This is a genomic window from Clostridium sp. AF34-13, assembly GCF_003477845.1.
GTDB classification, from domain to species: Bacteria; Bacillota; Clostridia; order Lachnospirales; family Lachnospiraceae; genus Butyribacter; species Butyribacter intestini.
In genome coordinates, this window is sequence record NZ_QUEB01000001.1 from 335,888 (window position 1) to 359,743 (window position 23,856).

The following is a 23,856-nucleotide window of genomic DNA, read 5'->3' on the forward strand; positions in this document are numbered from 1 at the left end:
ACAAGATACCCCTACAGGGTATATATTGTGAAAAACATGATATATACCCTGTAGGGGTATTTGTGGTTTGAAAATTGTGTGCAGACGGAGAAATCAGTTTGAAAATTAAAAATTTTCATACTTAAGATTTGGGCTTTGTATAAATTGATATACACAAAAAGCAATGCAGGAATTAGGATTAATATGAGAAAGCATATGCAGAAATGGAGATTAGTATATATGGAACAAAATAAGATAAATGGTAATAATAATACTGAGGTAAAATGCTGCTGTTGTGGTGGTAATGTAAAAAAGACAGAGCGTGCAGAGAAAGACAAAAAGAAGCTTGTAAATCGTCTGAGCCGTATCGAGGGACAGATACGAGGAATAAAAAAGATGATAGAAAACGATGCTTATTGCAATGATGTTCTTATCCAGTCAGCGGCGGTTGGTGCGGCGATAAATGCTTTCAACAGAGAGCTTTTGTCAAATCATATCCATTCCTGTGTTGTCAGAGACATAAGGGAGGGAAAAGATGAGGTTGTGGATGAGTTGATGGTGACATTGCAAAAGCTTATAAAGTAAGAAAGAGAGGACAAAATGGAACAGTTTAAAGTTACGGGTATGCATTGTGCGGCGTGCAGTGCAAGAGTTGAAAAAGCAGTTTTGAAAGTACCCGGTGTTACTTCATGTGCGGTCAGTCTGCTGACTAATTCGATGGGAGTAGATGGTGATGCTGATGCACAGACTATTATTTCGGCTGTTAAGCAGGCGGGTTATGGTGCGTCTGTTAAGGGTGACGAGTCGCAGGGTGCAACAGGTGCAGGTAGCGGACTTGAGGATACGGACACACCTGTATTGAAAAAGAGACTTATAGCATCAATAGTTTTTTTGGCAGTACTTATGTATTTTTCAATGGGGCATATGATGTGGGGCTGGCCTCTTCCTAAATGGTTTGAGGGAAATCATGTCGCAATGGGACTTTTGCAGATGATTCTTGCGGCGATAATCATGATAATAAACCAGCATTTCTTTATAAACGGATTTAAAGGACTTATAAACCGTTCGCCTAATATGGACACGCTTGTAGCACTCGGTTCTATGGCATCATTCGTTTGGAGTGTGTATGTGCTGTTTGCAATGACAGGTGCACAGGCTGCAGGTGATGAGAAATCCGTTATGAATTATATGATGGATTTTTATTTTGAATCTGCGGCTATGATACTTACGCTTATCACGGTTGGTAAGATGCTTGAAGCCCGCTCTAAAGGAAAGACAACAGATGCACTTAAAGGTCTTATGAATCTTGCACCTAAGACGGCAGTTGTACTGATTGACGGTGAGGAAAAGACAGTTGCGGTAAGGCGTGTGAAAAAAGGTGATATTTTTGTTGTAAGACCTGGAGAAAATATTCCGGTTGACGGCTGTATAATCGAGGGAAACAGTGCCGTAAATGAGTCGGCACTTACAGGAGAGAGCATACCTGTCGATAAGGAAGTAGGAGACATGGTATCGGCTGCGACGATTAATCAGTCAGGATATATCAAGTGCGAAGCCACAAGAGTAGGCGAGGATACTACATTATCACAAATTATAAAAATGGTGAGTGATGCAGCTGCGACAAAAGCACCTATCGCAAAGATAGCTGATAAAGTGTCGGGAGTGTTTGTGCCGGTTGTTATCGTACTTGCGATAATAACAACGATAGTATGGCTGATTGCAGGAAAAGAAGCCGGTTATGCACTTGCAAGAGGAATTTCCGTGCTCGTAATAAGCTGTCCTTGTGCATTAGGTCTTGCGACGCCAGTTGCCATAATGGTAGGTAACGGTGTTGGTGCCAAAAACGGTATTTTGTTTAAAACGGCGGTTTCGCTTGAGGAGACAGGGCGTGTAAACATAGTTGCACTTGATAAAACAGGTACGATAACTATGGGCGAGCCCAAGGTGACAGATATGATACCAACGACAGGATATGATGATAAGTCGCTGTTAAAACTTGCCTATTCGCTTGAGGCAAAAAGTGAACATCCGCTTGCAAAAGCTGTTGTAAATGAAGCGGAGAGCAGAAATATAAAGGCAGATGAAGTTGACGGATTTAAGATACTTCCGGGAAACGGTCTTACGGCACAGTATAACGGCGGTACGATAACCGGAGGAAGTTTTAAATTTATAAGCAAACAGATAAATGTATCAGACGAGATAAGACAGAAAGCAGAAGAACTTGCAAAAGAGGGAAAGACACCGCTTCTTTTTGCACAGGACAATAAATTGTGTGGTCTGATTGCGGTAGCTGACACGATAAAGGAGGACAGCCCGGCGGCAGTTAAAGATTTAAAAGATATGGGAATAAGGGTTGTAATGCTCACGGGAGATAACGAGAGAACGGCGAAAGCCATCGGAGCACAGGCAGGAGTTGACGAGGTTATAGCAGGAGTTCTTCCTGATGGAAAAGAAAGTGTTATAAGAGAACTGATGGGACAGGGCAAAGTTGCTATGGTAGGTGATGGAATAAACGATGCTCCTGCACTTACAAGGGCAAATATAGGAATAGCCATCGGGGCAGGTGCGGACATAGCGATGGATGCGGCAGATGTTGTTCTTATGAAGAGCAGATTAAGTGATGTGCCGGCAGCTATAAGACTCAGCAGATTTACGCTCAGAAATATACATGAAAATCTGTTTTGGGCATTTATTTATAATATTATCGGAATACCGCTTGCGGCGGGTTTATGGATACCGATATTCGGCTGGACGTTAAATCCGATGTTTGGTGCTTTGGCAATGAGTTTATCAAGCTTTTGTGTTGTAACAAACGCATTGCGGTTAAACTTTGTTAATATAAAAAAATGTAAATAGTATATGTTTTTTTGATTATGAAAGTATCTGACATAATATGAAAAAGTCTGATATAATGCAAAAAAACAGGAACAGGAGGAAAAAGTTATGGTTAAGACAATAGTAGGAATTGATGGAATGATGTGTGGAATGTGTGAGAGTCATGTAAATGATGTAATAAGAAAGTCATTTGATGTAAAGAAAGTTTCTTCATCACACAGTAAGAAAAGAACAGAGATAATCTCAGAGGAAGCATTAGATGAAGATAAAATCCGTGCAGTTATAGATGAGACCGGATATACCGTAATGTCGGTAGAGACAGAGCCTTACAAGAAAAAATTTGGATTATTTTAAGTAGAAATATACTACTTTGACTAATGGACGCTTTGAAGAAGGAGTATTATTCTGCACTTAGGGACGCTTTCACTCGGAGAATAGCGTAGAGGTACATAGGTGAGCCAAAATACGCTCGCTTATTTACCGGCGATGTTCTAACGCCCTTCGGTCAGAATTGTAAACCTTCTTCAAAGCTGTTTTTTATTTAGAGATAAAAATATTATCCTGCATTTTGTATGGTAAGTACAGTTTTTATTGGTGAACTTTTTTGTGTTTTTGTGGAGATTTTGTTTATTTATTTGACAGTGTTGTATATTTAAGTGTATATTTTTATATGTATGAAAATGAAAAGTATAATAGGTACTTGTGAAAGCATAGTAATACATACTTAATATAGTATATAATTTGTTTTGCAATTACCTAAGAAGGAAAGAGAGGGAGTTTTATGTTAAGGATTGAGAATCTGACTAAGATTTATGGAGATAAGAAAGCTGTTGATGACCTTTCTCTACACATAAATGCGGGAGAGATTTATGGTTTTATAGGTCATAATGGAGCAGGTAAGACGACGACACTTAAGTCTGTTGTCGGGATTTTGAAGTTTGATGAGGGTAAGATTTTTGTTGACGGGGAGTCTGTTTTAAAAAATCCTATTGAATGTAAGAAAAAAATTGCTTATATACCTGATAATCCGGATATTTATGAGTTTATGACAGGAATAAAATATCTGAATTTTATCGCTGATATTTTTAAAGTCGATGCTGACACAAGGCAGGAACGCATTAGGAAATATGCGGATATATTTGAGATTACGGATGATCTTGGCCAGCCGATAGCAGCATATTCACATGGCATGAAACAGAAACTTGCGATTATTTGTGCATGGCTTCACAATCCTAAACTTATTATCATGGATGAGCCTTTTGTCGGACTTGATCCAAAGGCATCTCATTTATTAAAGGAAATGATGAGGGAGTTTTGTGATAATGGCGGAGCAATCTTTTTTTCAACACATGTACTTGAAGTTGCAGAGAAACTTTGCGACAAGGTGGCTATAATAAAAGGCGGCAGACTTATCAAATCTGGTACTATGGAAGAAGTAAAAGGTGATGACAGTCTTGAAGATGTCTTTTTGGAATTGGAGGATGAATAATGACATGGATTCTTATAAAGAAACAGATGATGGAGATATTCAGGAGCTATTTTTATGATTCAAAGAAGAATAAAAAGCGTTCAACTGTTTCAACAATATTATTTATGCTCATATATGCAGTGATGATGGTTGGTGTGCTGGGCGGAATGTTTGCATATTTTTCAAAAGGTATCTGCGGACCATTTGCAGCGGTAAATATGAGTTGGCTTTATTTTCTTATAATGAGTATGGTTGCTGTATCACTCGGTTCATTTGGCAGTGTTTTTAATACATATTCAGGTCTTTATATGTCAAAGGACAATGATCTGCTCTTGTCAATGCCTGTTCCTGTAAGAACGATACTTATAGCAAGGCTTGCAGGCGTTTATCTTCTCGGTCTTATGTATTCAGCAGTAGTGATAGTGCCTGCCGTAATTGTTTACTGGGTTGTTGCAAAATGTACCGTATTAAATGTAATAGGTTCAATTTTACTTATAGTAATTATTTCACTCATTGTGCTTATATTGTCATGTATTCTCGGCTGGTGTGTGGCAAAGATAAGCAGAAAATTGAAAAATAAAAGCTTTATTACTGTATTGGCATCACTTTTATTTTTTGCCGCATATTATTTTGTATTTTTTAAAGCACAGGAAGTAATAAATAAAATTATGGTTAATGCGGTTGTTTATGGGGAAAATGTTAAAAATAAAGCATACCCTGTATATATGTTTGGAAGAATAGGTGAGGGTGATATAAGTGCAATGCTTATCTATACAGTTGTGATAGTGATTTTATGTGCTTTAATATACCGTGTGCTTTCAGGCAGCTTTATAAATATTGTTACATCAAATAATACTGTTTCAAAAGTCAGATACAAAGAGAAAAAGAGTAAAATGAAAAATCAATTTGCGGCGGTTCTCTCAAAAGAATTTGCACGATTTTTTGCAAGTCCGAGTTATATGTTAAATTGTGGGCTTGGCTCTCTGTTTCTGTTTGTATTAGGTGTGGTGTTTATCGTGAAAGGTCATTCGCTTGTAGTTTTTGCGGATACGATATTTCAATATAAAGAAGCAGTACGCATGGTACCACTGTTTTTTGCAGTAGCAATATGTGCAACGGCAGCTATGAATGATATAGTTGTTCCGTCGGTATCACTGGAGGGAAAAAATCTGTGGGTGCTACGTTCACTTCCGGTAAAAACATGGGATATATTTAGGGCAAAACTTGCGGTACAGTTTATTTTTACAGGGATTCCGGTATTGTTTTGTGATATATGTATGCTTATAGTATTCAGAGCAGATATAAAACCGGTTACTCTTATAATGTTATTTATACTTCCGATTTTATATATGGTGTTTATGTTACTATTTGGAATGTTGCTTGGGATTAGTTTTGTAAATCTTACATGGACGAATGAGACGGCTCCAATAAAACAAAGTTTAAATATATTTATAGCAATGTTTGGAGGATGGATATTTGCAATTGCGGTAGCATTAGTGTTTATTGTTAAAGCGTACAAAATTGGTTTGTTTATGTATGTTATAATTGTTGATATGGTATTTGCTGCTTTATCAGTAATGTTATATATATGGATGAAAAAAATAGGTGTTGCAAAATTTGAAAATTTGTAAAGAAATTTAGTGGAAGTTTACATCAGAGAAGTGAAGTATAAAAATTATTGTTGAGCAGTCAGAGTGGCTTAACACTTATATGGATGCAGTTGAGGAAATGGAGGGCAAAACATAATGATAAATCCACTTACAATGATGAAATTAAATCAGACAAAAAATAAATTTGTATCAAATCATCCTAAATTTGCCGCTTTTATTAAAAACTTTTTTTCAAAGAAGATAGAGGCAGGAACTATTATTGAGATTACTGTTAAAAGACCGGATGAAGAACCTGTTACTTCCAATATGAGAGTGACAGAAAGTGATTTGGAATTACTTAAAAGCATGAAAGATATAATGAGCAAATAAACTATTGAAAAAAGCTGCAGTTTGTGATTATGGTGTAGTTTTAATAAAAGGTGTCATACAGAAATGTATGGCATTTTTTATTGTATAGGAAAATGCCTGTAAAGTAGTGTTTTGCCCTTTTGTAGTATATTTTTTTTGAAATGGCAGATAATGTAAGAGAGCATTATAGTTACTGTTTACTTGAAAGCATTACACTGCTTGCAAAGATATTTGTCAATGAGTGAATGGTGACAGATAAAATATAGTGTAATTTATTTTATAGAGTGGTTATGCTATATGTAGAAATGAAAAATTAAATGCGAAAAATAAGGAGGATTAACATGGAGCAGATTACAAAAAGAAATGAAGCCGTAAAAGACAGCAAACAGACAAGAATGTTCTGTTATCAGTGTCAGGAGACGGCAGGAAACAAAGGGTGCACGGTATCGGGAATGTGTGGGAAAGTTCCTGAAGTAGCAAATATGCAGGATTTACTTATATATGTGACAAAAGGTCTTTCAGCCGTGACAACGAAAATGAGAGAAAAAAAGCTTGCAGTTGATGAGAATGTAAATCACAGGGTTACATTTAATCTTTTTACAACGATTACAAATGCAAATTTTGATAATGAGTCGATAAAAAACAGGATAAAAGATACATTGCTTGAAAAGGAAAGATTATTAAAAAAACTTAAAGACGAGGACAAAGAGAAACTTCCTGAGGCGGCATTATGGAACGGTGATGAGAGTGAGTTTGAAAAGAAAGCTAAGGAAGTTGGTATTATGGACACTGAGAACGACAATGTCCGCTCGTTGAGAAGCCTTATCACTTATGGAATAAAGGGAATCGGTGCATATTCAAAGCACGCAAATGCACTTTTAAAAGATAATCCTGAGATAGACGCTTTTATCCAGAAAGAACTTGCCGCAACGCTTAGGGATGATATTTCCGTAGATAATCTTGTGTCACTCGCACTTGAGGTCGGAAAAAACGGTGTAGCCGTTATGCAGCTTCTAGACAAGGCAAATACCGACGCATACGGTGAACCTGAGATAACAAAGGTAAATATAGGTGTTAGAAAAAATCCTGCAATACTTGTGTCGGGACATGACTTAAGGGATTTAGAGATGCTTCTTGAACAGACTAAGGGGACGGGGGTTGATGTATATACACATTCGGAGATGCTTCCGGCATGCTCTTATCCTGCATTTAAAAAGTATGAAAATTTTGTCGGAAATTATGGAAATGCGTGGTGGCAGCAGAAGGACGAATTTGAAAAATTTAACGGTCCGATACTTATGACAACAAACTGCATAGTGCCGCCAAAGGAAAGCTATAAGGACAGGCTCTATACAACGGGTGCGACAGGCTATCCGGGATGTAAGCACATTACGGGCGGATATGGTGAGAAGAAAGATTTCAGTGAGATAATAGAACACGCAAAGAAGTGTCCGCCACCGACAGAGATAGAAAAAGGAGAGATTTATGGCGGGTTTGCACATGAACAGGTGATAAAACTTGCAGACAAGATTGTTGATGCAGTCAAATCAGGAGCGATAAAGAAATTTGTCGTGATGGCAGGCTGTGACGGCAGGGCAAAAAGCAGAGAATATTATACTGCATTTGCAAAAGCACTTCCGAAAGATACAGTGATACTGACGGCAGGATGTGCGAAATACAGATATAATAAACTTGACCTCGGCATGATAGGTGACATACCGAGAGTACTTGATGCAGGTCAGTGCAATGACTCTTATTCGCTTGTAGTTATAGCAATGAAATTAAAAGAAGCTTTCGGACTTGATGATATAAATGCCCTCCCGATAATCTATAATATCGCATGGTATGAGCAGAAAGCCGTACTTGTACTTTTGGCTCTTTTGTCGCTGGGAATAAAAAATATACACTTGGGTCCGACACTTCCGGCATTTTTAAGTCCGGAGGTCGTTGATGTGCTCGTCGATAAATTTGACATTGCAGGAATTACGACCGTTGAGAACGATATGGAGATATTCTTTGGGTGATGATATGAGCTTTTCTGTATTTTGCAGGAGTAATATTTTGTGATTTTTTAAACTGTCTTATAAAATGTTCAACATTTTTATAACCACACTGCAGACTTATCTCCTCAATCGTTTTGTTTGTGGAGGACAAGAGTTCACAGGCTGACTGGATTCGACTTTCTATAACATCGGCAATACAGGTTGTATTGAAAAAATGTTTGTAAATGTAATGCAGATAACCGCAGCTTATATTTAAAGACTTTGCCATATCATTTATTTTCCAGTCATTTTGCGGTGACGAATAAATTTTTTCACGCAAAGCTGCAAGTTCGTAATATAAATCAGGAAATTCAGTGGTCTTGCTCTCATCGGTTATCATCTTTATAAGGGCATCGGTAAGTGAATTTAATATTGTCTGTTTGTGTGGTGCACTTCCGTAAAATTCACTGTTTATCAGATGAAACAGATTGTAGAAATCATCTGGATTGTGCAGTTGTATCGGATTTCCGAAAGGAAAATTATCAGGCATTGACAGCGTAGCCTTGTCTATATGCATCCAGTTGTCAGTGTATTGGCAGTCACTTGCTGCACCGTAAAGATGTTTCTGGTATGGCTTAAAGATAACAGCACAGTCTTTTGGAATGTTTAATAAATTATCCGTGGAATGATTTCTTGCTTTGAACTCGGAAGAATTTGCTGCATCAATAAAAAAAGATGCAGGTGTTTTTATTAAAAGTAAAAGGTAGGCGGGATGTCCGAGTGGTCTGTCCACGATAAAAGTGGAGTCATGGGTGGCGTTTTCGCCTATTTTTAATATGTTTATCATATATATTATCTGTTGTCCTTTCATGAAATAGATAATGGAGAAACCGGCTATATGTTATGTTAATTGCGGGTTATGATAGTTTTGCAATAACCTAAAATATATAAAATTCAAATCTGGCTGTATAAAATATTATTGTGTTTATCTGATTATAAAAAATGATATATGAGAATATATCAATTTTTTATTAGTATAATCCATTGAAACAATAGCGTCAATAAAATAACATTATGTTGTTATATCTATGCAATTTAATTAAGGATAAAGAGAGTGCATTAACAAAGAAAGGCGGCAGATTGATATGGTAAGGACATTTAATACACATAATATTAGAAAACAGCAGGAATTAACGGGAAAATATTGGGATTTTTCTCCTTGCGTGGGCAAATATGCAGGTGAACATTTTAAGGTTGCAACGCCTTGCTGCTGGGAGAGTCATCCGAAGTTTGCAGGGTATCGTGGAGAGGGAGAATATACCACGACATTTAAAACTGGTGGAAATATAAGGCTTGAATTTAAGGGGATAAGCCACACAGCAGAAGTATGGCTTGACGGAAGGAAGATTGCAAAACATTATAATGCATATACGATATTTGATGCCGTGTGCACTAATCTTTCATATGGCGAGCACACGCTGACAGTAAGAGCCGATAACAGATTCAGCGAAAAAAGTGCATTACATATACCAAATGATTATATGTCATATGGTGGAGTGAGCCGCCCTGTAGTGCTTGAGCAAATATCAGATGTTTATATTAGAAATGTTCATGTTACACCTTACAAAGCAGACGGAAAATGGAAAGCAAAGATTGAAATTTATCTTGAAAATACAAAGGGTAATAAATATGGAGATAAAGATTGTTTTAAAATAAATGAGACAGAAAATATTAGTGAAAATAACAGATGTGTGTCAGATGGAGAGAATGATATAAAAAATTCTGAAAACAGAAGCGTGGATGTTTTGGTAAAAGTGGCAGGAGAAAATTTAATATTAAAAAATATTGATGTAGAAAAAAATAATATTGTTAAGGCAGAAATGGAATTTGATAACATAAATGAATGGACACAGGAAACACCTGAACTTTATTATATTGAGGTTAAACTTTTAAGAAATGAAAAGGCGTTTGATGACCTTATTGACAGATTTGGGTTCAGGGAGATAAAAGTATCGGGAAAAGAAATACTTTTAAACGGGGAGAAAATAAGGATAAAAGGTGTCTGCCGTCATGAGGATCATCCACAGTTTGGGTGTGCACTCCCATTTGCGGCTATTGCGGCAGATATTGAGCTTGTAAAGGATATGGGTGCAAATTCGATAAGGACATCACATTATCCAAATGATGAGATTTTTCTTGATATATGTGACGAGCAGGGAATACTTGTGTGGGAGGAAAATCATGCGAGAGGTCTTAGTGAGGAGAACATGAGAAATCCTAACTTTGAACCGCAGGCAGAAAAGGTGATAGAGGAGATGATACCGGCACATTATAATCATCCGTCAATTTATATATGGGGGATATTAAATGAGTGTGCGAGTGACACGGAGTATGGAAAAGAGTGTTATAAAAAGCAGTTTGACATAATAAGAAAACTTGATACATCAAGACCGTGTTCATTTGCAAGCTGTAAAGTTAAGACGGACATATGCTTTGAGCTGCCGGATGTGGTTTCATATAATATTTATCCTCTGTGGTATCATGACACTGAGCCGGATGAATATCTCGATGACCTTTATAAATGGGTGCAAAATGAAACTAAAGGTGTGGGAAAACCATTTATGATAACGGAGATAGGAGCAGGAGGTCTTTACGGCTATAGAAACAATTATGATTCAAAATGGACGGAGGAGTATCAGGCAGAAGCACTTAGAAAACAGCTTACGGCGGTATTAGGTTATAAAGACTGTATTGGTGTTTATATCTGGCAGTTCTGTGATATAAGGATAAGTGATGAGTGGTTTGGCATAAGACCAAGAACAATGAACAATAAGGGGATTGTTGATGAATTTCGTAGAAAAAAACTTGCTTACAATGTGGTAAAGGAGATTTTTAACAAATAAAAGATACTTTGTATTTGAGGTGATTATGTTTTTTTGTTATAATTGTCTATGATAGATATATTTTAGAAGTGAAATAAACACTTTGCCGGCTATTAAGTGTATTCAATAACTATATGGCTTTAAGTGGATTGTGAATATCCGCCTGGCTAAATAAAGAATGGAAAGGGAAGTAGAATTATGCCTGTTATAAAAAAAGGAAATTGTTATATGGCTCCGAGTGCTGATATAATCGGGGATGTCACTTTGGACGAGGATGTCAATGTATGGTATCATGCAACCATAAGGGCTGATGCGGACAAGGTTTATATAGGAAAGAAAAGCAATATTCAGGATAACTGCGTAATTCATGTCGATGAGGGGTATCCGGTTCGTATAGGTGACAAAGTGACCGTCGGACACGGTGCGATAATACACGGTTGTGAGATTGGGGACTGCTCTCTTATCGGTATGGGTGCAATATTGCTTAACGGCTGTAAGATAGGGAAAAACTGCCTGATAGGAGCAGGTGCACTTGTAACGGGTGGTGTTGATGTGCCTGACGGCTCGGTAGTGTTTGGAAATCCGGGTAAGGTTGTAAGAAAGATAAGAGACGAAGAACTAGAAGCGAATATAAAAAATGCGGGGGAGTATGTAAAAGAGGCGAAGGAGAGGTTTGAGGGAATAAAATAAAGCAGTTAATATTATATTTGAACATATGGCAATCACCTCATAAGATGCAAATTTATGAGGTGATTTTGTTGTATTATAATCGTCTTTTTGCATAAAAAAACAGAAAATATAAACTTGAAAAAATAAAAGTTGCACAAAATGTCATGGCGTTGTATAATAATAATATAAGGGGACAAAAGAGGAGGTTTAAATGTTAGCAAAATTAGTTTTAAGTTTAAAAGCAGATTCAGATAAAAAAATTTCTATGAGTATGTCATCGGCTTTTCAAGGTGTGTTAATGGAAGTTGTGGGTTCTAAAACGGCGGCATGGCTGCACGAAAATCAGATAAATCCCTATAGCCAATATATACAATACAAAGACAATAATATATGGTGGAATATTTTAACCGCTACTAAAGAGGCTTTTGAAAAAGTTATAAAGCCATTTATGGAAGATGATGTTTTAGTTATAAATGTTAAATACAGTGATATGAAATTTGAAATTATCGGTAAAAAGATGGAACAGATTTCTATGAAAAGTTTTATGAAACAACAGTATTTTACTGATTATGGACATTTTTTTACGATTAATTTTTTATCACCGACTTCATTTAAAAGTGAGGGGGATTATAAAAATTATCCCACTATTCATTGGATATTCAGGAGTTTGATGAAAAAGCATGATGCCATATGCAGTGACAATGAAGTTTACGATGATGAGGTACTTGCTTTGCTGGAAGAAAAGACTTTTATAACACAGTATAATCTTAAAAGCACAGTTTTTTATCTTGAGGGTGTGAAAATACCGGCATTTTTAGGAAAGATAACGATACTTGTCAAGAGTTCACAAAGTCTTGTGAATCTTGTAAATTATCTTCTTATGCTTGGGGAATATACTGGGGTAGGTATTAAGTCTTCAATAGGTATGGGAGCGATAAGTGTAGAACATAAGGAAAGGGGCGAATAAATTGACAGAAGAAAATGTAAAATTGGCAATAGGTGCACTATTGCATGATATTGGTAAGTTACTGTATAGATATAATGATGGAAGAAATCACAGCAGAAGCGGATATGAATATTTAAAAGATGTTGTGCATATTGAGGACAGGGAGATATTAGAGCAGGTGCTTTATCATCATGCTTCATTATTAAAAAATGCCCGGATAGAAAATAATTCACTGGCATATATTACATACATTGCTGACAATATAGCTTCAGCAAGCGACAGGCGTAAAACTCAGGAAGAAGAACCAGGATTTGACAGGGAAATGTCATTACAGAGTATTTTTAACTTATTAAATTGCAATGATGAAAAGTTATGTTATAGTCCGGAGCAGTTAAACGAAAATATAAATTATCCGACTTCTGTTTCAACAGGTTTTGATGAGATTTTTTATGGAAAAATAGTAAATGAAATAGAGAAAAATCTTCGTGGTATTACATGGAATAAAAATTATCTTAATTCATTACTTGAAGTATTAGAAGCTCAGTTATCCTATATTCCGTCATCAACTATGAAGTCTGAGGTTGCGGACATTTCGTTATATGACCATGTTAAAATTACGGCGGCGATAGCAGCAAGTATCAAGGAATGGCTGGACGAAAATAATATTTCTGATTATAAGGAAACATTATTTAAGGGGGCAACAGGATTTTATGGCAAAAAAGTATTTTTGTTATTTAGTATGGATATGTCAGGAATACAGGACTTTATTTATACTATAGCAAGTAAAAATGCACTAAAGATGCTCCGTTCAAGGTCTTTTTATCTTGAAATATTTATGGAAAATCTTATAGATGAACTGTTAGACTATATAGGTATGTCGAGATCAAATCTTATCTATTCAGGCGGAGGACACGCTTACATAATAACGGCAAATACAGAAAATATAAAACAGAAGATAGTGGAGTTTGAGTTAAAAATAAATGAATGGCTGCTTGATGAATTTAAAACTGCTTTGTTTTTGGGATGCGGATATGCAGAGTGCAGTGCAAATGAACTTCACAATGAGCCGGAAGGGACATACAGACAAATTTTTAAAAATGTGTCAAAAATGATATCTCAAAAGAAGATGAAAAGATACAGTGCGGCACAGATTATAAAATTAAATTCCAAGGGTAAAAAAGATGGTACCCGTGAATGCAGGGTATGCAGGAGAGCATCAAAACTATTGGAAGATGATGATATATGTAGTGTATGTAATGCTATGATAGATATGTCGCAGAATATATTATATGAAGGTTTTTATATAGTCACTGAAAATCCAAAGGATAAAGTGGCACTTCCGCTTCCATTTGGCAGATACCTTGTTGCATATAACAAGGAAGAACTGCTCGAGAAAATGAAACAGGATGATAGTTCTTATATTAGGGCATACACTAAAAATAAATCTTATACGGGTTTTAAAGTGGTTAAAAAGCTGTGGGTAGGAGATTACACTTTAGGAGACAGTTTTGAAAAGCTTGCTAAAAAATCAGAGGGAATAAATCGTATTGCGGTGTTTCGTGCAGATGTAGATAATCTTGCAGATGCGTTTGTAAATGGTTTTGTGAGTGAAAAGTATGGAGAAAAATATATGACAATTTCGAGAACAGCGACATTCTCGCGAAAAATGTCAATGTTTTTTAAATATCATATAAACTATATTCTTAAAAATGGTGAGTTTTACATAGTTGACAAAAAGAAAGAAGACAAAGGGAAAAAAAGAAATAGAAATGCAACTATTGTTTATTCAGGCGGTGATGATGTATTTGTAGTCGGAAGCTGGGATGATGTAGTTGGATTTGCGGTTGACCTTCAAAAAAGTTTAAAAGAATTTTCACAAGACACACTTACGATATCAGGTGGAATCGGAATATATCCTGCAAAGTATCCTATTAACAATATGGCAAGACTTACGGGTGAACTTGAGGAATGTTCAAAAAATTATAAAGAACTGGAAAAGAAAATAGGTTTATGTAAAGATTGCAATAAATCAGGTAATTGTTCAAGGGAATGTGAAAAAAAATCAAAAAATGCGATAACGCTTTTTACACCACCACAGGAGAAAAGTGGAAATAATAGTTTGAGTCTTACTCAGGACATGACTTTTTCGTGGAAAGACTTTGAAAATAATGTAGTAAAGATTAAATTAAATTTCCTTAAAAAGTTTTTTGTGAAAACTCCAGAAAAGGGAAAAGCATTTTTGTATAGAATTTTGGAACTGATTCGTGGAATGGAGGATGATAAGATAAATCTTGCGAGACTTGCATATACACTTGCGAGACTTGAAGAAGCATTAAAAAAAGATAAAGAAGCAGGGCAGATTAAAGAAATTAATTTCTTTTCATCAACTATTTACAAATGGATAGGGTGTGAGAAAGACAGAAAAGAATTTATAGCAGCGATATACTTATATGTGTATCTTATAAGAGATGAATATTAAATTAACATAATGTATTCTTTGAATGACTTATTTACAAGGACTTTAGAGAATACACAATAGGATAAGGAGGGTTAAATAGTGGTATTAGAAAAAACAAATTATGTGGATAAGGCAGAAGATGTAGTAAGTGAATTAGTGCGTGACAAAGAAGGGAAACTGCTTTTAACTACAACTAAAATAAGAAGTCTTTTGAGTATGGTATCAACTATATATAATGAAGTGTTACATTATCCGTCAGATAAGCTTAATGAAGATATAGTGGAAAGACTTAAGTACCTTAAAATGCGATTTGCATATGAAGCCGGTCGAGAGGATAATAATAAAAAAGAAAAAAAGAATGGGAAAAAGATTGAGAATCCGATTAGAAATTTGATAAGGGTTGCGGAGATATTTGAAACAATTGAATGGATTGGTGATGATAAACAGAGATGTATTCTGTTTTGTAAATATATGGAATCAATAGTAGCATATCATAAATTTTATGGTGGAAAAGATTGAATAAGACTATAATAAAAAATGAATTGGAGGTAGTTTATGTTTGCAAAAATAGAAATAACAGGGGAAATAGAAGTAGTTTCAGGATTACATATAGGAGCATCTGATGCGTTTGCAGCGATAGGGGCGATTGATTCACCTGTTATAAGAGATGCGTATAGTGATTTTCCGATGATACCGGGAAGCAGTCTTAAGGGAAAGATAAGAAGTCTTTTGTCGAAGGCTTATCCAAATGGCATAGAAGAAACGGCAGATGATGATTCTGACAATATATTGAGACTGTTTGGGTGGGCTAAAAAAGATAAATTAAAGAATGACAATAAATTGCATAGCAGCAGATTGATTTTTTCAGATATGGTAATGGATAAGGATAACTGGGAAAAATTAAAAAAGATAGGAGTGCAAAGTCAGACTGAGATAAAATTTGAGAATACAATTAATAGAGAGACTGCAGAAGCAACCCCACGTCAGATAGAGCGTGTAGTAAGAGGTGCGACATTTCCGTTACAGTTAATCTACAATGTTGAAAACGAGGATGAGATAATAGAGGATATAACTTTATTAAAAGAGGGAATGACGCTTTTGTCGTACGATTATCTTGGTGGAAGCGGCTCAAGAGGATATGGAAAAGTGAAGTTTTCAGGTGTTGTGGCAGATGTTGTTGTGGGTGATGTCGCAGATGAGATAATAGACAAATGTAACGAGATATTGGCAGAATAAAGAAAAGAGGTTGTATGAAATATATAGCATATAAATTATGCTTTCAGACGGGGGTTCATTTTGGTGATGGAATGTTAAATGATACCAAAAGTACATTTTGTGCAGATACACTATTTTCTGCTTTTTGTATAGAAGCTTTAAAGTTTGGAGAAAAGAACTTGCAAAATGTATATGAAAAATTTAATAGTGGGAAATTGAAAATAAGTGACGGATTTCCTTTTATTGACAATGACCTTTATATTCCTAAACCGTTATATACTGTTGAAAGCTCTGAAAGTGATATAAAAGACCGAAAAAAATGGAAGAAACTAAAATATCTTTCATTGGATAAATTAGATGATTATTTTGCAGGAAAACTTGATGTGAAAAAAGAAAATGACAGATTAAGTGAACTTGGAAAATTTGAAGTCAGACAGTCGGTCAATCTGAGAAATGAGGAAGAAACAGAACTATTTTCTGTTGGAATATATCATTTTAACAACGAATTGAAATGTGGATTATATTTTATTCTTGGATATGAAGATGAAGATGACAGAAATATGATTGACAATCTGATATATTCACTTGAACTTCAAGGAATAGGAGGTAAAACATCGTCGGGGCTTGGAAAGTTTTCAACGCTTCCTCAGAATTTATCTGAAAGTATTGTCGGAAAGTTAGAAGATAATGCAGAACATTACATATTGCTGACCACATCGCTTCCAAAGGATAGCGAGATTGAGGATGTTTTAGATGGTTCAAACTATCTGCTTGAAAAAAGAAGCGGTTATATAAGTTCAAACAATTATGCAGAAGAACTTGTAAAAAAGCAGGACATTTACTTTTTAAAAGCCGGTTCATATATGAAAAAGAGATTTGACGGTGATATATATAATGTGGGCGGACAGGGGACGCATCCTGTATGGAGATATGCAAAACCTATAATGCTGGGGGTGTAAGATATGGAGAATTATATTAAAAGATACAAGATTAAATTAAAAACGCTTTCACCGGTTTTTATAGGTTCGGGAAAAGAGATAAATAAAAAAGAGTATGTATATTATAGAAATAGTCAGGAAGTATATATACCTGATATGAACAGATTGTTTCATGATATATTAAAAAGAAATCTGGATAACGAATATCAACAGTATCTTATGAGTGAAAATATGCCGTTATTAAACTGGCTGAAATCTGTTGGGTATAATAATTATGAAATTAAAAAATTCTGTAATATACATATGGATTGTTCCGATGCTTTGGAAAAACTTAACCGACAGGTTGCGATACAGCAATTTGTAAAAGATGCTTATGGATTGCCATATATTCCGGGGAGTAGTTTAAAGGGAGCGATAAGAACCTGTCTGCTTGCAGAAGATATTATGAAAAATCCGGGAAAATATGGCAGGGGAAGACGAAATGTGACTCCGATTTTTTTAGGTAGCAAAGTAAAACAGACAGAAAGTTTATGCTTTAACAACTTGAATTGTAAAGAAGAAAGAGAAGATGCTTTAAATGATGAGATGAAGGGTGTTATTGTCAGTGATAGTAAACCTCTTAAATATAAAGATTTAACTTTATGCCAGAAAGTAGATATAGGATTAAATGGTGGTAAAAATGTACCTAATATTTTAAGAGAAAGCTTAAGAGCAGGAGTAACTGCTGAATTTGATTTAAGTATTGATACAAAGATTGTTTCATTAACAAAAGCAGATATAGAACAGGCAGTACAGAATTTCTATAATATGTATAAAAAAGTATATGTAGATAAGTTTATAAAAATAGCAGCAGAAAAAAATACAATCTATCTTGGCGGTGGATGTGGATATGGAACAAAAACGGTTATATATAATCTACTTGGTGAAAAAAGAGGGACGGAAGTTATTGCAAGATTTATGAGTAAAAAGTTTAGTGAACATCATTACAACAAAGATGTAGAAGCTGGAGTATCTCCGCGTATGTTGAAATGCACAAATTATTGTGGTAATATAGTCGAAATGGGCAAATGTCGGATAGAAATATCTGAAGAATCATAATTTTGCCCCGATACCGATAAACACGGGCTTTGAGTAGGTTTTTATGAAAATATTGTGGCTGAAATATTGTACTTATATGTGTCAGTCGCAAACATACAAAATAGCCAAGTGTTTATCGGAGTTCTCTAAGACAGGATTAAATAAAAGAATCCCCAGAGAGGGGACGAGAACAAATCCCTGCCGAATGATTCATAATCAAAATATCATTAAATAAAAGAATCCCCAGAGAGGGGACGAGAACCTTGTACCATTTCGCCGACTGTGGTATAATCAGCTTACATTAAATAAAAGAATCCCCAGAGAGGGGACGAGAACCATGCTTTGATGCACAATAAATCTTTGTAGCAATAATTAAATAAAAGAATCCCCAGAGAGGGGACGAGAACTCATTTTCATACTTATATAAAGTTTGTTTTGACACATTAAATAAAAGAATCCCCAGAGAGGGGACGAGAACTAGCAATCTTGTTTGTTCCGAATTTTGTATTTTAATTAAATAAAAGAATCCCCAGAGAGGGGACGAGAACATTTGATATACTTATTATACATCTTTGTGCCTTAATTAAATAAAAGAATCCCCAGAGAGGGGACGAGAACTTTATCTTGTTGATGGAGTTACGCCAAATGTAGATTAAATAAAAGAATCCCCAGAGAGGGGACGAGAACAAATATCATAATGGCTATTCATATACTTATTCCAATTAAATAAAAGAATCCCCAGAGAGGGGACGAGAACCTTTATATTCTTTCATAAAATCAACCATCCTTATTAAATAAAAGAATCCCCAGAGAGGGGACGAGAACTTTGAGCCGCCTTGCCATTGCATTTTTAGTTCTTTATTAAATAAAAGAATCCCCAGAGAGGGGACGAGAACTTGTTTCTCTTACCCATTCATTGTGTTTTAAAATTTATTAAATAAAAGAATCCCCAGAGAGGGGACGAGAACAGTAGTTTTTCTCTTGCCATTGCAGAATTTATTTTAATTAAATAAAAGAATCCCCAGAGAGGGGACGAGAACTCTTTTCCTTTTAAATTTTTTTGCAGGACCATATTTTATTAAATAAAAGAATCCCCAGAGAGGGGACGAGAACTTCAGATGCAAGAATGACAGGAAGTCCTTTTGTTCATTAAATAAAAGAATCCCTATATGGGGACATAATATTTTTGTTGTGTAAAATCATCAAATACTTTAAAATAATAATCACTATGTTATGAATTAAAGTTGAAGATATATGAAAAAAATAAAGCACAAAAGGAGGATGCCTATGAGTTTTGTCTATGTAGTTGAAGATGGCTCTAAGATGAGCATTGATGGAGGATGTTTAAAGATAACTTACAAAAGCGGTGAGGTTTCTAAGATGCCTAAGGAAACTGTTGAAGCGATTTCTATTTTTGGCAATTCTCAGATGAGTACACAGTGCACAAAATTTTGTCTCGAAAAAGGAATAAGAGTCAGCTATTTTTCAAAGAATGGTTCTTATTTTGGATGTCTGATTTCGACCGGTCATGTTAATATCAAGCGGTTGAAGAAGCAGATTTTTTTGTCTGAGGATAAAGATTTTTGTGTGAAGTTATCTAAGAAGATTATTCAGGCGAAAATAAATAATCAGCTTGTTGTTGTTAAAAGATATTTACGAAATAGCAATATTGATGAGAGTGATAATCTGTTTCAAATATCCAATGCCAGAAAGAAAGTGATTGAAGCGGAGTCGGTTGAGCAGATAATGGGATATGAGGGAACGGCATCGAGATATTATTTTAAGATATTATCTGATTTAGTGGAAACTGATTTTAAGTTTTCAGGACGAAATAGAAGACCTCCTAAAGACCCATTTAATTCGCTGTTAAGTTTAGGTTATACACTTGTTATGTATGAATTGTATGGAGAACTTGAAAGTCACGGATTGAATCCATTTGCGGGATTTTTGCATCAGGACAGGGAAAATCATCCGACATTAGCAAGCGATATGATGGAGGAATGGCGTGCCGTGTTGGTGGATTCTGTTGTTATGAGTCTGATTCAGGGGCATGAGATTTCTATTGATGAATTTTATTATGATGAGGAAACGGGTGCCTGTCTTTTGAAAAAGGATGGGATGAAGATATTTTTATCTAAGATGGAGAAAAAATTACATAGTGAAGCAAAATATCTCAGTTATATAAATGAGCGTATGAGTTTTAGAAAGGCGATATGGCATCAGGTGAGAATGTTGTCAAGAACTGTTGATTTAGGTGATGTTGAACAATATAAACCTATAACTATAAGATAAATAGTTGTTGTTTGTTATAGGTATGATAAATGTATCAGGCAATAAGTGATTAAATGTGAGGTATGGTATGGAAGATGAAGAACTTTTATTTGAAAATTATACTTTTGAAGAACCAAAGGGAAAAGTAGATAGTTTTTCATTATTGATTTATGATATAGTAGACAATAAGAAGCGGACTAAATTTGCTAAATATATGGAGAGCTATGGAACCCGTGTCCAGAAGTCTGCATTTGAAATAAGAGTTAATAAAAGATTGTTTAAACAGATGGTTTCAGGAATACCGCAGTATGTGAGCAATGAAGACAGTGTAAAACTTTACAAAATACATGGAAATGGAGAAGTTATGTGCTGGGGAAATGCAAAGCCTGAGATTAGTGAGGAAGTATTGATTTTTTGATTATGGAGGAAAGATAAATGGCAAAAAGAATTTTATTTTCACCTATCGGAACAACGGATCCAATTAAAAATTACAGAGACGGTTCAATGTTACATATTTGTAGAAAGTATAAACCCGATAAGGTATATCTTTATCTGTCGGCAGAGATGATGGAACATCACAAAGAAGACAATAGGTATGTTTATTGCATTGAGAAGCTGTCTGAAATGATAGGAAAAGAAATCGAAGTAGAATGTATTTTCAGACCGGAACTTAAAAATGTGCAGGTGTATGATGTATTTTATGAAGATTTCAGAGGTATTATCAGAGATATAGAAAAAGAAATGTCAGATGGAGATGAACTTATAGTTAATATTGCATCAGGTACTCCAGCGATGAAAAGTGCATTGCTTGTAATGGCGATATTGAGTGAATACAGATTTAAGCCGGTTCAGGTTTCAACACCGCTTGGAAAAAGCAATCTGCATGGAGAAAATAGTGTTGAATATGATGTTGAAACGTATTGGGAAATGGACGAAGATAATCAGGAAAACTATGAGGACAGATGTATAGAGGCAAAGAGTGGAAATCTTATAGCTTTACTTAAAATTGATTCGATATGTAAGTTCATAAATTCTTATGATTACATGGCAGCACTTACGATTGCTGAGGAAATTGATGATTTTATTTCAAATGATGACAAGATGCTTATAAATATTGCGGTTGAAAGATTAAAACTTAATTCAAAAGTTGTAGATAAGCTGCTGGCACAACAAAAGATAGATTTAATTCCTGTTAAATCAGGAAATCAGCGTTCGCTTTTTGAATACGCATTAGCTTTAGAAATCAAGATTAAAAAGGGAGAGTATGCTGATTTTATAAGAGGGCTTACACCACTTACGGCAGATTTATCAGAACTTATATTAAAAAGTCAGTGTAACATTGATATAAATGATTATTGTAAGATTAATCGTTACGGACTCCGAAAATTTGATACAAGAAAGTTAAATGGAACGGATATTTATGAAACTTTGCAAAATGAGTTTGATGGTAATTTTAAGCCTAATGATGTTGGAACAAGACAGATGGTTCCATTGATAAATAAATACTCTGAGGACAATGTTTTAAAGCAGAAAATAAAGGAAATAATGGATATTGAACAGGCTATAAGAAATCTTGCTGCACATGAGATAGTATCAGTCACTGAGGAATGGATAAAGGAAAAGACGGGATTTTCATCAAAACAGATTTTTGAATTGATTAAATTTCTGATAGTTAAGGCGGGTGTGAAAGTTTCAAAAGAAGACTGGGAGTCTTATGATAAAATGAATGAGATTATTGTCAGTAAAGTGAGAGGTTATGAAACTTTGCATAGATAGAAGCCATAAAATGTTTCCTTGCTTGTAATTCACCTTTTCTACACTATTAAAAGGTCTGTATTATCAAATCAGACAATACAGACCTTATTTATAAATCATATTTTGCGATTGCTCATGAATTAAAACTCTCAATCTTACATTTGTGTATTTTTGTTTTCTTATCATAATTAATTTCGATAAGCAATATATTTCTGATAAATTACAACCGATACTATAATATGCGGTAAGCATATCTGCCGTTATGGATTTGCCAAAAATTTAGCCTACAAAAACCGCTTAAGTACCTCCAGCACTCCATTTTCCCAATAAGGGGCACAGGTATGCTTTGCTGCCGCAATAACCTCCGGTCTTGCATTTGATACGGCATAACTTTCGCCTGCACCTTTTAACATCTCGGTATCGTTGAGATTATCACCGAAACAGCAGACTTCATCAGGTGTGATATTGTATTTGTCCATTAAAAATGAAACGGCAGTCCATTTGCTTATGCCGCTGTGATTACAGTCAACCCATTCTTTTCCGGCGGATGTGACATGAGCTTTGTCTTTCCATGCAGGTATGAAGTGCGGTGAGCAGAGTTCTTCGCAGGAATCGGGATGGTAAACAGTGAATTTTATAATATCATCATTTTCAAGTTTTGTCAGGTCATCGATTTCACGCATCTCAAAACCATAAGAGTCCCTGAGTCTGTGGAAAATTGGACTTGCACCGTCTTCAGCATAGCAAAGGTCAGGACTTGCCGCAAAATAATCACAAGCAGGAAGTTCATCCCTTACCATGCGGCACATATTTTTCCAGAGTTCATTTGACATGGGATATGTTTTTAAAATCCTGTCAGGAGTACGCACGACAGTACCGCCGTCAGTTATATACATCAGTTTATCTTTGATGGGAGCAAAGAGTTTCTGCTCACTTGAAAACTGTCTGCCTGAGCAGACGGTGAAGATAATTCCCTTATCAATAAGTTTGCTTATAACAGTCATATATTCAGGATCTATTATGAGAGTACCGTCTTTGACAAGAGTACCGTCAATATCTGTAGCAATCAATTTAATCATATACAATAAAACCTCATTTCTTTAAATTCAGTTGAAATCTTGTTTCATTATTATATATTAGAAATTTCAGTTATGCAAATATTATACGGAGAGTGCCGATGTTTTGTAACGGTTCTGAAGCTGCAATATAATGAGCAGGCTGCAACAATAACACAGTGCTTGGACTTCTTAACAGTTTTAAATCTACAATATAAAGAGTAAACTCGTGTAGTACAGACTATATTTGAGGGGCGGAACAGTTACCACACTTTACAATTTTTAAAAATTTACTATAATTAATAATGCAAAGGGCAACCGGTATAGCAAAATTAACATATAATAGCAAAATTCAAACACATATATAT

At 35.2% G+C, this 23,856-nt stretch carries 20 protein-coding genes and 1 CRISPR repeat array; of the genes, 18 read left to right on the forward strand and 2 right to left on the reverse strand.

All coding sequences use genetic code 11. The annotated features are described in order from the left end of the window. The first annotated feature begins 219 nt into the window (after window positions 1-219). The 7 genes from DWZ63_RS01320 (at window position 220) to hcp (ending at window position 8,264) form a co-directional block, all read left to right on the forward strand. Window positions 220-564: a metal-sensing transcriptional repressor gene (locus DWZ63_RS01320; protein ID WP_055945571.1), complete on the forward strand. Its 345-nt coding sequence runs from the start codon at window positions 220-222 to the stop codon at window positions 562-564. Between the two features lie 15 nt (window positions 565-579). Next, entirely contained in the window at window positions 580-2,835 is a 2,256-nt protein-coding gene (locus DWZ63_RS01325) for a heavy metal translocating P-type ATPase (RefSeq protein WP_118498353.1), read from the forward strand. A gap of 87 nt (window positions 2,836-2,922) precedes the next feature. Continuing rightward, window positions 2,923-3,168 (forward strand): cation transporter, encoded by a 246-nt coding sequence (locus DWZ63_RS01330; protein ID WP_022014370.1) that lies wholly within the window; start codon window positions 2,923-2,925, stop codon window positions 3,166-3,168. 427 nt (window positions 3,169-3,595) lie between these two features. Continuing rightward, on the forward strand, window positions 3,596-4,303 hold the full coding sequence (locus DWZ63_RS01335) for an ABC transporter ATP-binding protein (RefSeq protein ID WP_055943508.1): 708 nt from the start codon (window positions 3,596-3,598) through the stop codon (window positions 4,301-4,303). Continuing rightward, window positions 4,303-5,913: a hypothetical protein gene (locus DWZ63_RS01340; RefSeq protein WP_118498355.1), complete on the forward strand. Its 1,611-nt coding sequence runs from the start codon at window positions 4,303-4,305 to the stop codon at window positions 5,911-5,913. The genes DWZ63_RS01335 and DWZ63_RS01340 overlap by 1 nt, the downstream gene beginning before the upstream one ends. Before the next feature lie 114 nt (window positions 5,914-6,027). Beyond that, window positions 6,028-6,261, forward strand: a complete 234-nt coding sequence (locus tag DWZ63_RS01345; RefSeq protein WP_243020438.1) for a hypothetical protein — start codon at window positions 6,028-6,030, stop codon at window positions 6,259-6,261. A 320-nt stretch (window positions 6,262-6,581) separates the two neighbouring features. Next, window positions 6,582-8,264 (forward strand): hydroxylamine reductase, encoded by a 1,683-nt coding sequence (gene hcp, locus DWZ63_RS01350; RefSeq protein ID WP_118498357.1) that lies wholly within the window; start codon window positions 6,582-6,584, stop codon window positions 8,262-8,264. Here the strand turns inward: hcp and DWZ63_RS01355 are convergent. Then, entirely contained in the window at window positions 8,224-9,069 is an 846-nt protein-coding gene (locus tag DWZ63_RS01355; protein WP_182431411.1) for an AraC family transcriptional regulator, read from the reverse strand. The genes hcp and DWZ63_RS01355 overlap by 41 nt on opposite strands. A gap of 298 nt (window positions 9,070-9,367) precedes the next feature. On the opposite strand from DWZ63_RS01355, the gene DWZ63_RS01360 reads away from it, so the two are divergent. The 11 genes from DWZ63_RS01360 (at window position 9,368) to DWZ63_RS01410 (ending at window position 22,454) form a co-directional block, all read left to right on the forward strand. Then, window positions 9,368-11,125, forward strand: a complete 1,758-nt coding sequence (locus DWZ63_RS01360; protein ID WP_118498361.1) for a glycoside hydrolase family 2 TIM barrel-domain containing protein — start codon at window positions 9,368-9,370, stop codon at window positions 11,123-11,125. A 177-nt stretch (window positions 11,126-11,302) separates the two neighbouring features. Further along, window positions 11,303-11,794 (forward strand): gamma carbonic anhydrase family protein, encoded by a 492-nt coding sequence (locus tag DWZ63_RS01365; RefSeq protein WP_118498363.1) that lies wholly within the window; start codon window positions 11,303-11,305, stop codon window positions 11,792-11,794. Between the two features lie 190 nt (window positions 11,795-11,984). Beyond that, window positions 11,985-12,740: a CRISPR system precrRNA processing endoribonuclease RAMP protein Cas6 gene (gene cas6 / locus DWZ63_RS01370; RefSeq protein ID WP_118498365.1), complete on the forward strand. Its 756-nt coding sequence runs from the start codon at window positions 11,985-11,987 to the stop codon at window positions 12,738-12,740. Window position 12,741: 1 nt separating this feature from the next. After that, window positions 12,742-15,198 carry a type III-A CRISPR-associated protein Cas10/Csm1 gene (cas10, locus tag DWZ63_RS01375; RefSeq protein ID WP_118498367.1) on the forward strand — a complete coding sequence of 819 codons (2,457 nt, stop codon included), beginning with the start codon at window positions 12,742-12,744 and terminating at the stop codon, window positions 15,196-15,198. Between the two features lie 78 nt (window positions 15,199-15,276). After that, complete coding sequence (csm2, locus tag DWZ63_RS01380) at window positions 15,277-15,696, forward strand: type III-A CRISPR-associated protein Csm2 (protein WP_118498369.1); 420 nt, start codon at window positions 15,277-15,279, stop codon at window positions 15,694-15,696. Between the two features lie 36 nt (window positions 15,697-15,732). Beyond that, window positions 15,733-16,413, forward strand: coding sequence for a type III-A CRISPR-associated RAMP protein Csm3 (csm3, locus tag DWZ63_RS01385; RefSeq protein WP_118498371.1), 681 nt, complete (start codon window positions 15,733-15,735; stop codon window positions 16,411-16,413). A gap of 14 nt (window positions 16,414-16,427) precedes the next feature. Next, window positions 16,428-17,351 carry a type III-A CRISPR-associated RAMP protein Csm4 gene (gene csm4, locus DWZ63_RS01390; protein ID WP_118498372.1) on the forward strand — a complete coding sequence of 308 codons (924 nt, stop codon included), beginning with the start codon at window positions 16,428-16,430 and terminating at the stop codon, window positions 17,349-17,351. A 3-nt stretch (window positions 17,352-17,354) separates the two neighbouring features. Beyond that, window positions 17,355-18,428: a type III-A CRISPR-associated RAMP protein Csm5 gene (gene csm5 / locus DWZ63_RS01395; protein ID WP_118498374.1), complete on the forward strand. Its 1,074-nt coding sequence runs from the start codon at window positions 17,355-17,357 to the stop codon at window positions 18,426-18,428. 135 nt (window positions 18,429-18,563) lie between these two features. Continuing rightward, window positions 18,564-19,591: direct repeats of the CRISPR family, unit length 36 nt; unit sequence ATTAAATAAAAGAATCCCCAGAGAGGGGACGAGAAC. 103 nt (window positions 19,592-19,694) lie between these two features. Continuing rightward, the gene (gene cas1 / locus DWZ63_RS01400) at window positions 19,695-20,699 is read left to right on the forward strand and encodes a CRISPR-associated endonuclease Cas1 (protein ID WP_243020439.1); all 1,005 of its coding nucleotides are present in this window, start codon (window positions 19,695-19,697) and stop codon (window positions 20,697-20,699) included. 67 nt (window positions 20,700-20,766) lie between these two features. Continuing rightward, window positions 20,767-21,096 carry a CRISPR-associated endonuclease Cas2 gene (gene cas2, locus DWZ63_RS01405; protein WP_022014558.1) on the forward strand — a complete coding sequence of 110 codons (330 nt, stop codon included), beginning with the start codon at window positions 20,767-20,769 and terminating at the stop codon, window positions 21,094-21,096. Window positions 21,097-21,113: 17 nt separating this feature from the next. Further along, window positions 21,114-22,454 (forward strand): CRISPR-associated protein Csm6, encoded by a 1,341-nt coding sequence (locus tag DWZ63_RS01410; protein WP_118498378.1) that lies wholly within the window; start codon window positions 21,114-21,116, stop codon window positions 22,452-22,454. A 263-nt stretch (window positions 22,455-22,717) separates the two neighbouring features. On the opposite strand, the gene DWZ63_RS01415 is transcribed toward DWZ63_RS01410, so the two are convergent. Beyond that, window positions 22,718-23,512, reverse strand: coding sequence for a Cof-type HAD-IIB family hydrolase (locus DWZ63_RS01415; RefSeq protein WP_118498380.1), 795 nt, complete (start codon window positions 23,510-23,512; stop codon window positions 22,718-22,720). Between the last annotated feature and the right edge of the window lie 344 nt (window positions 23,513-23,856).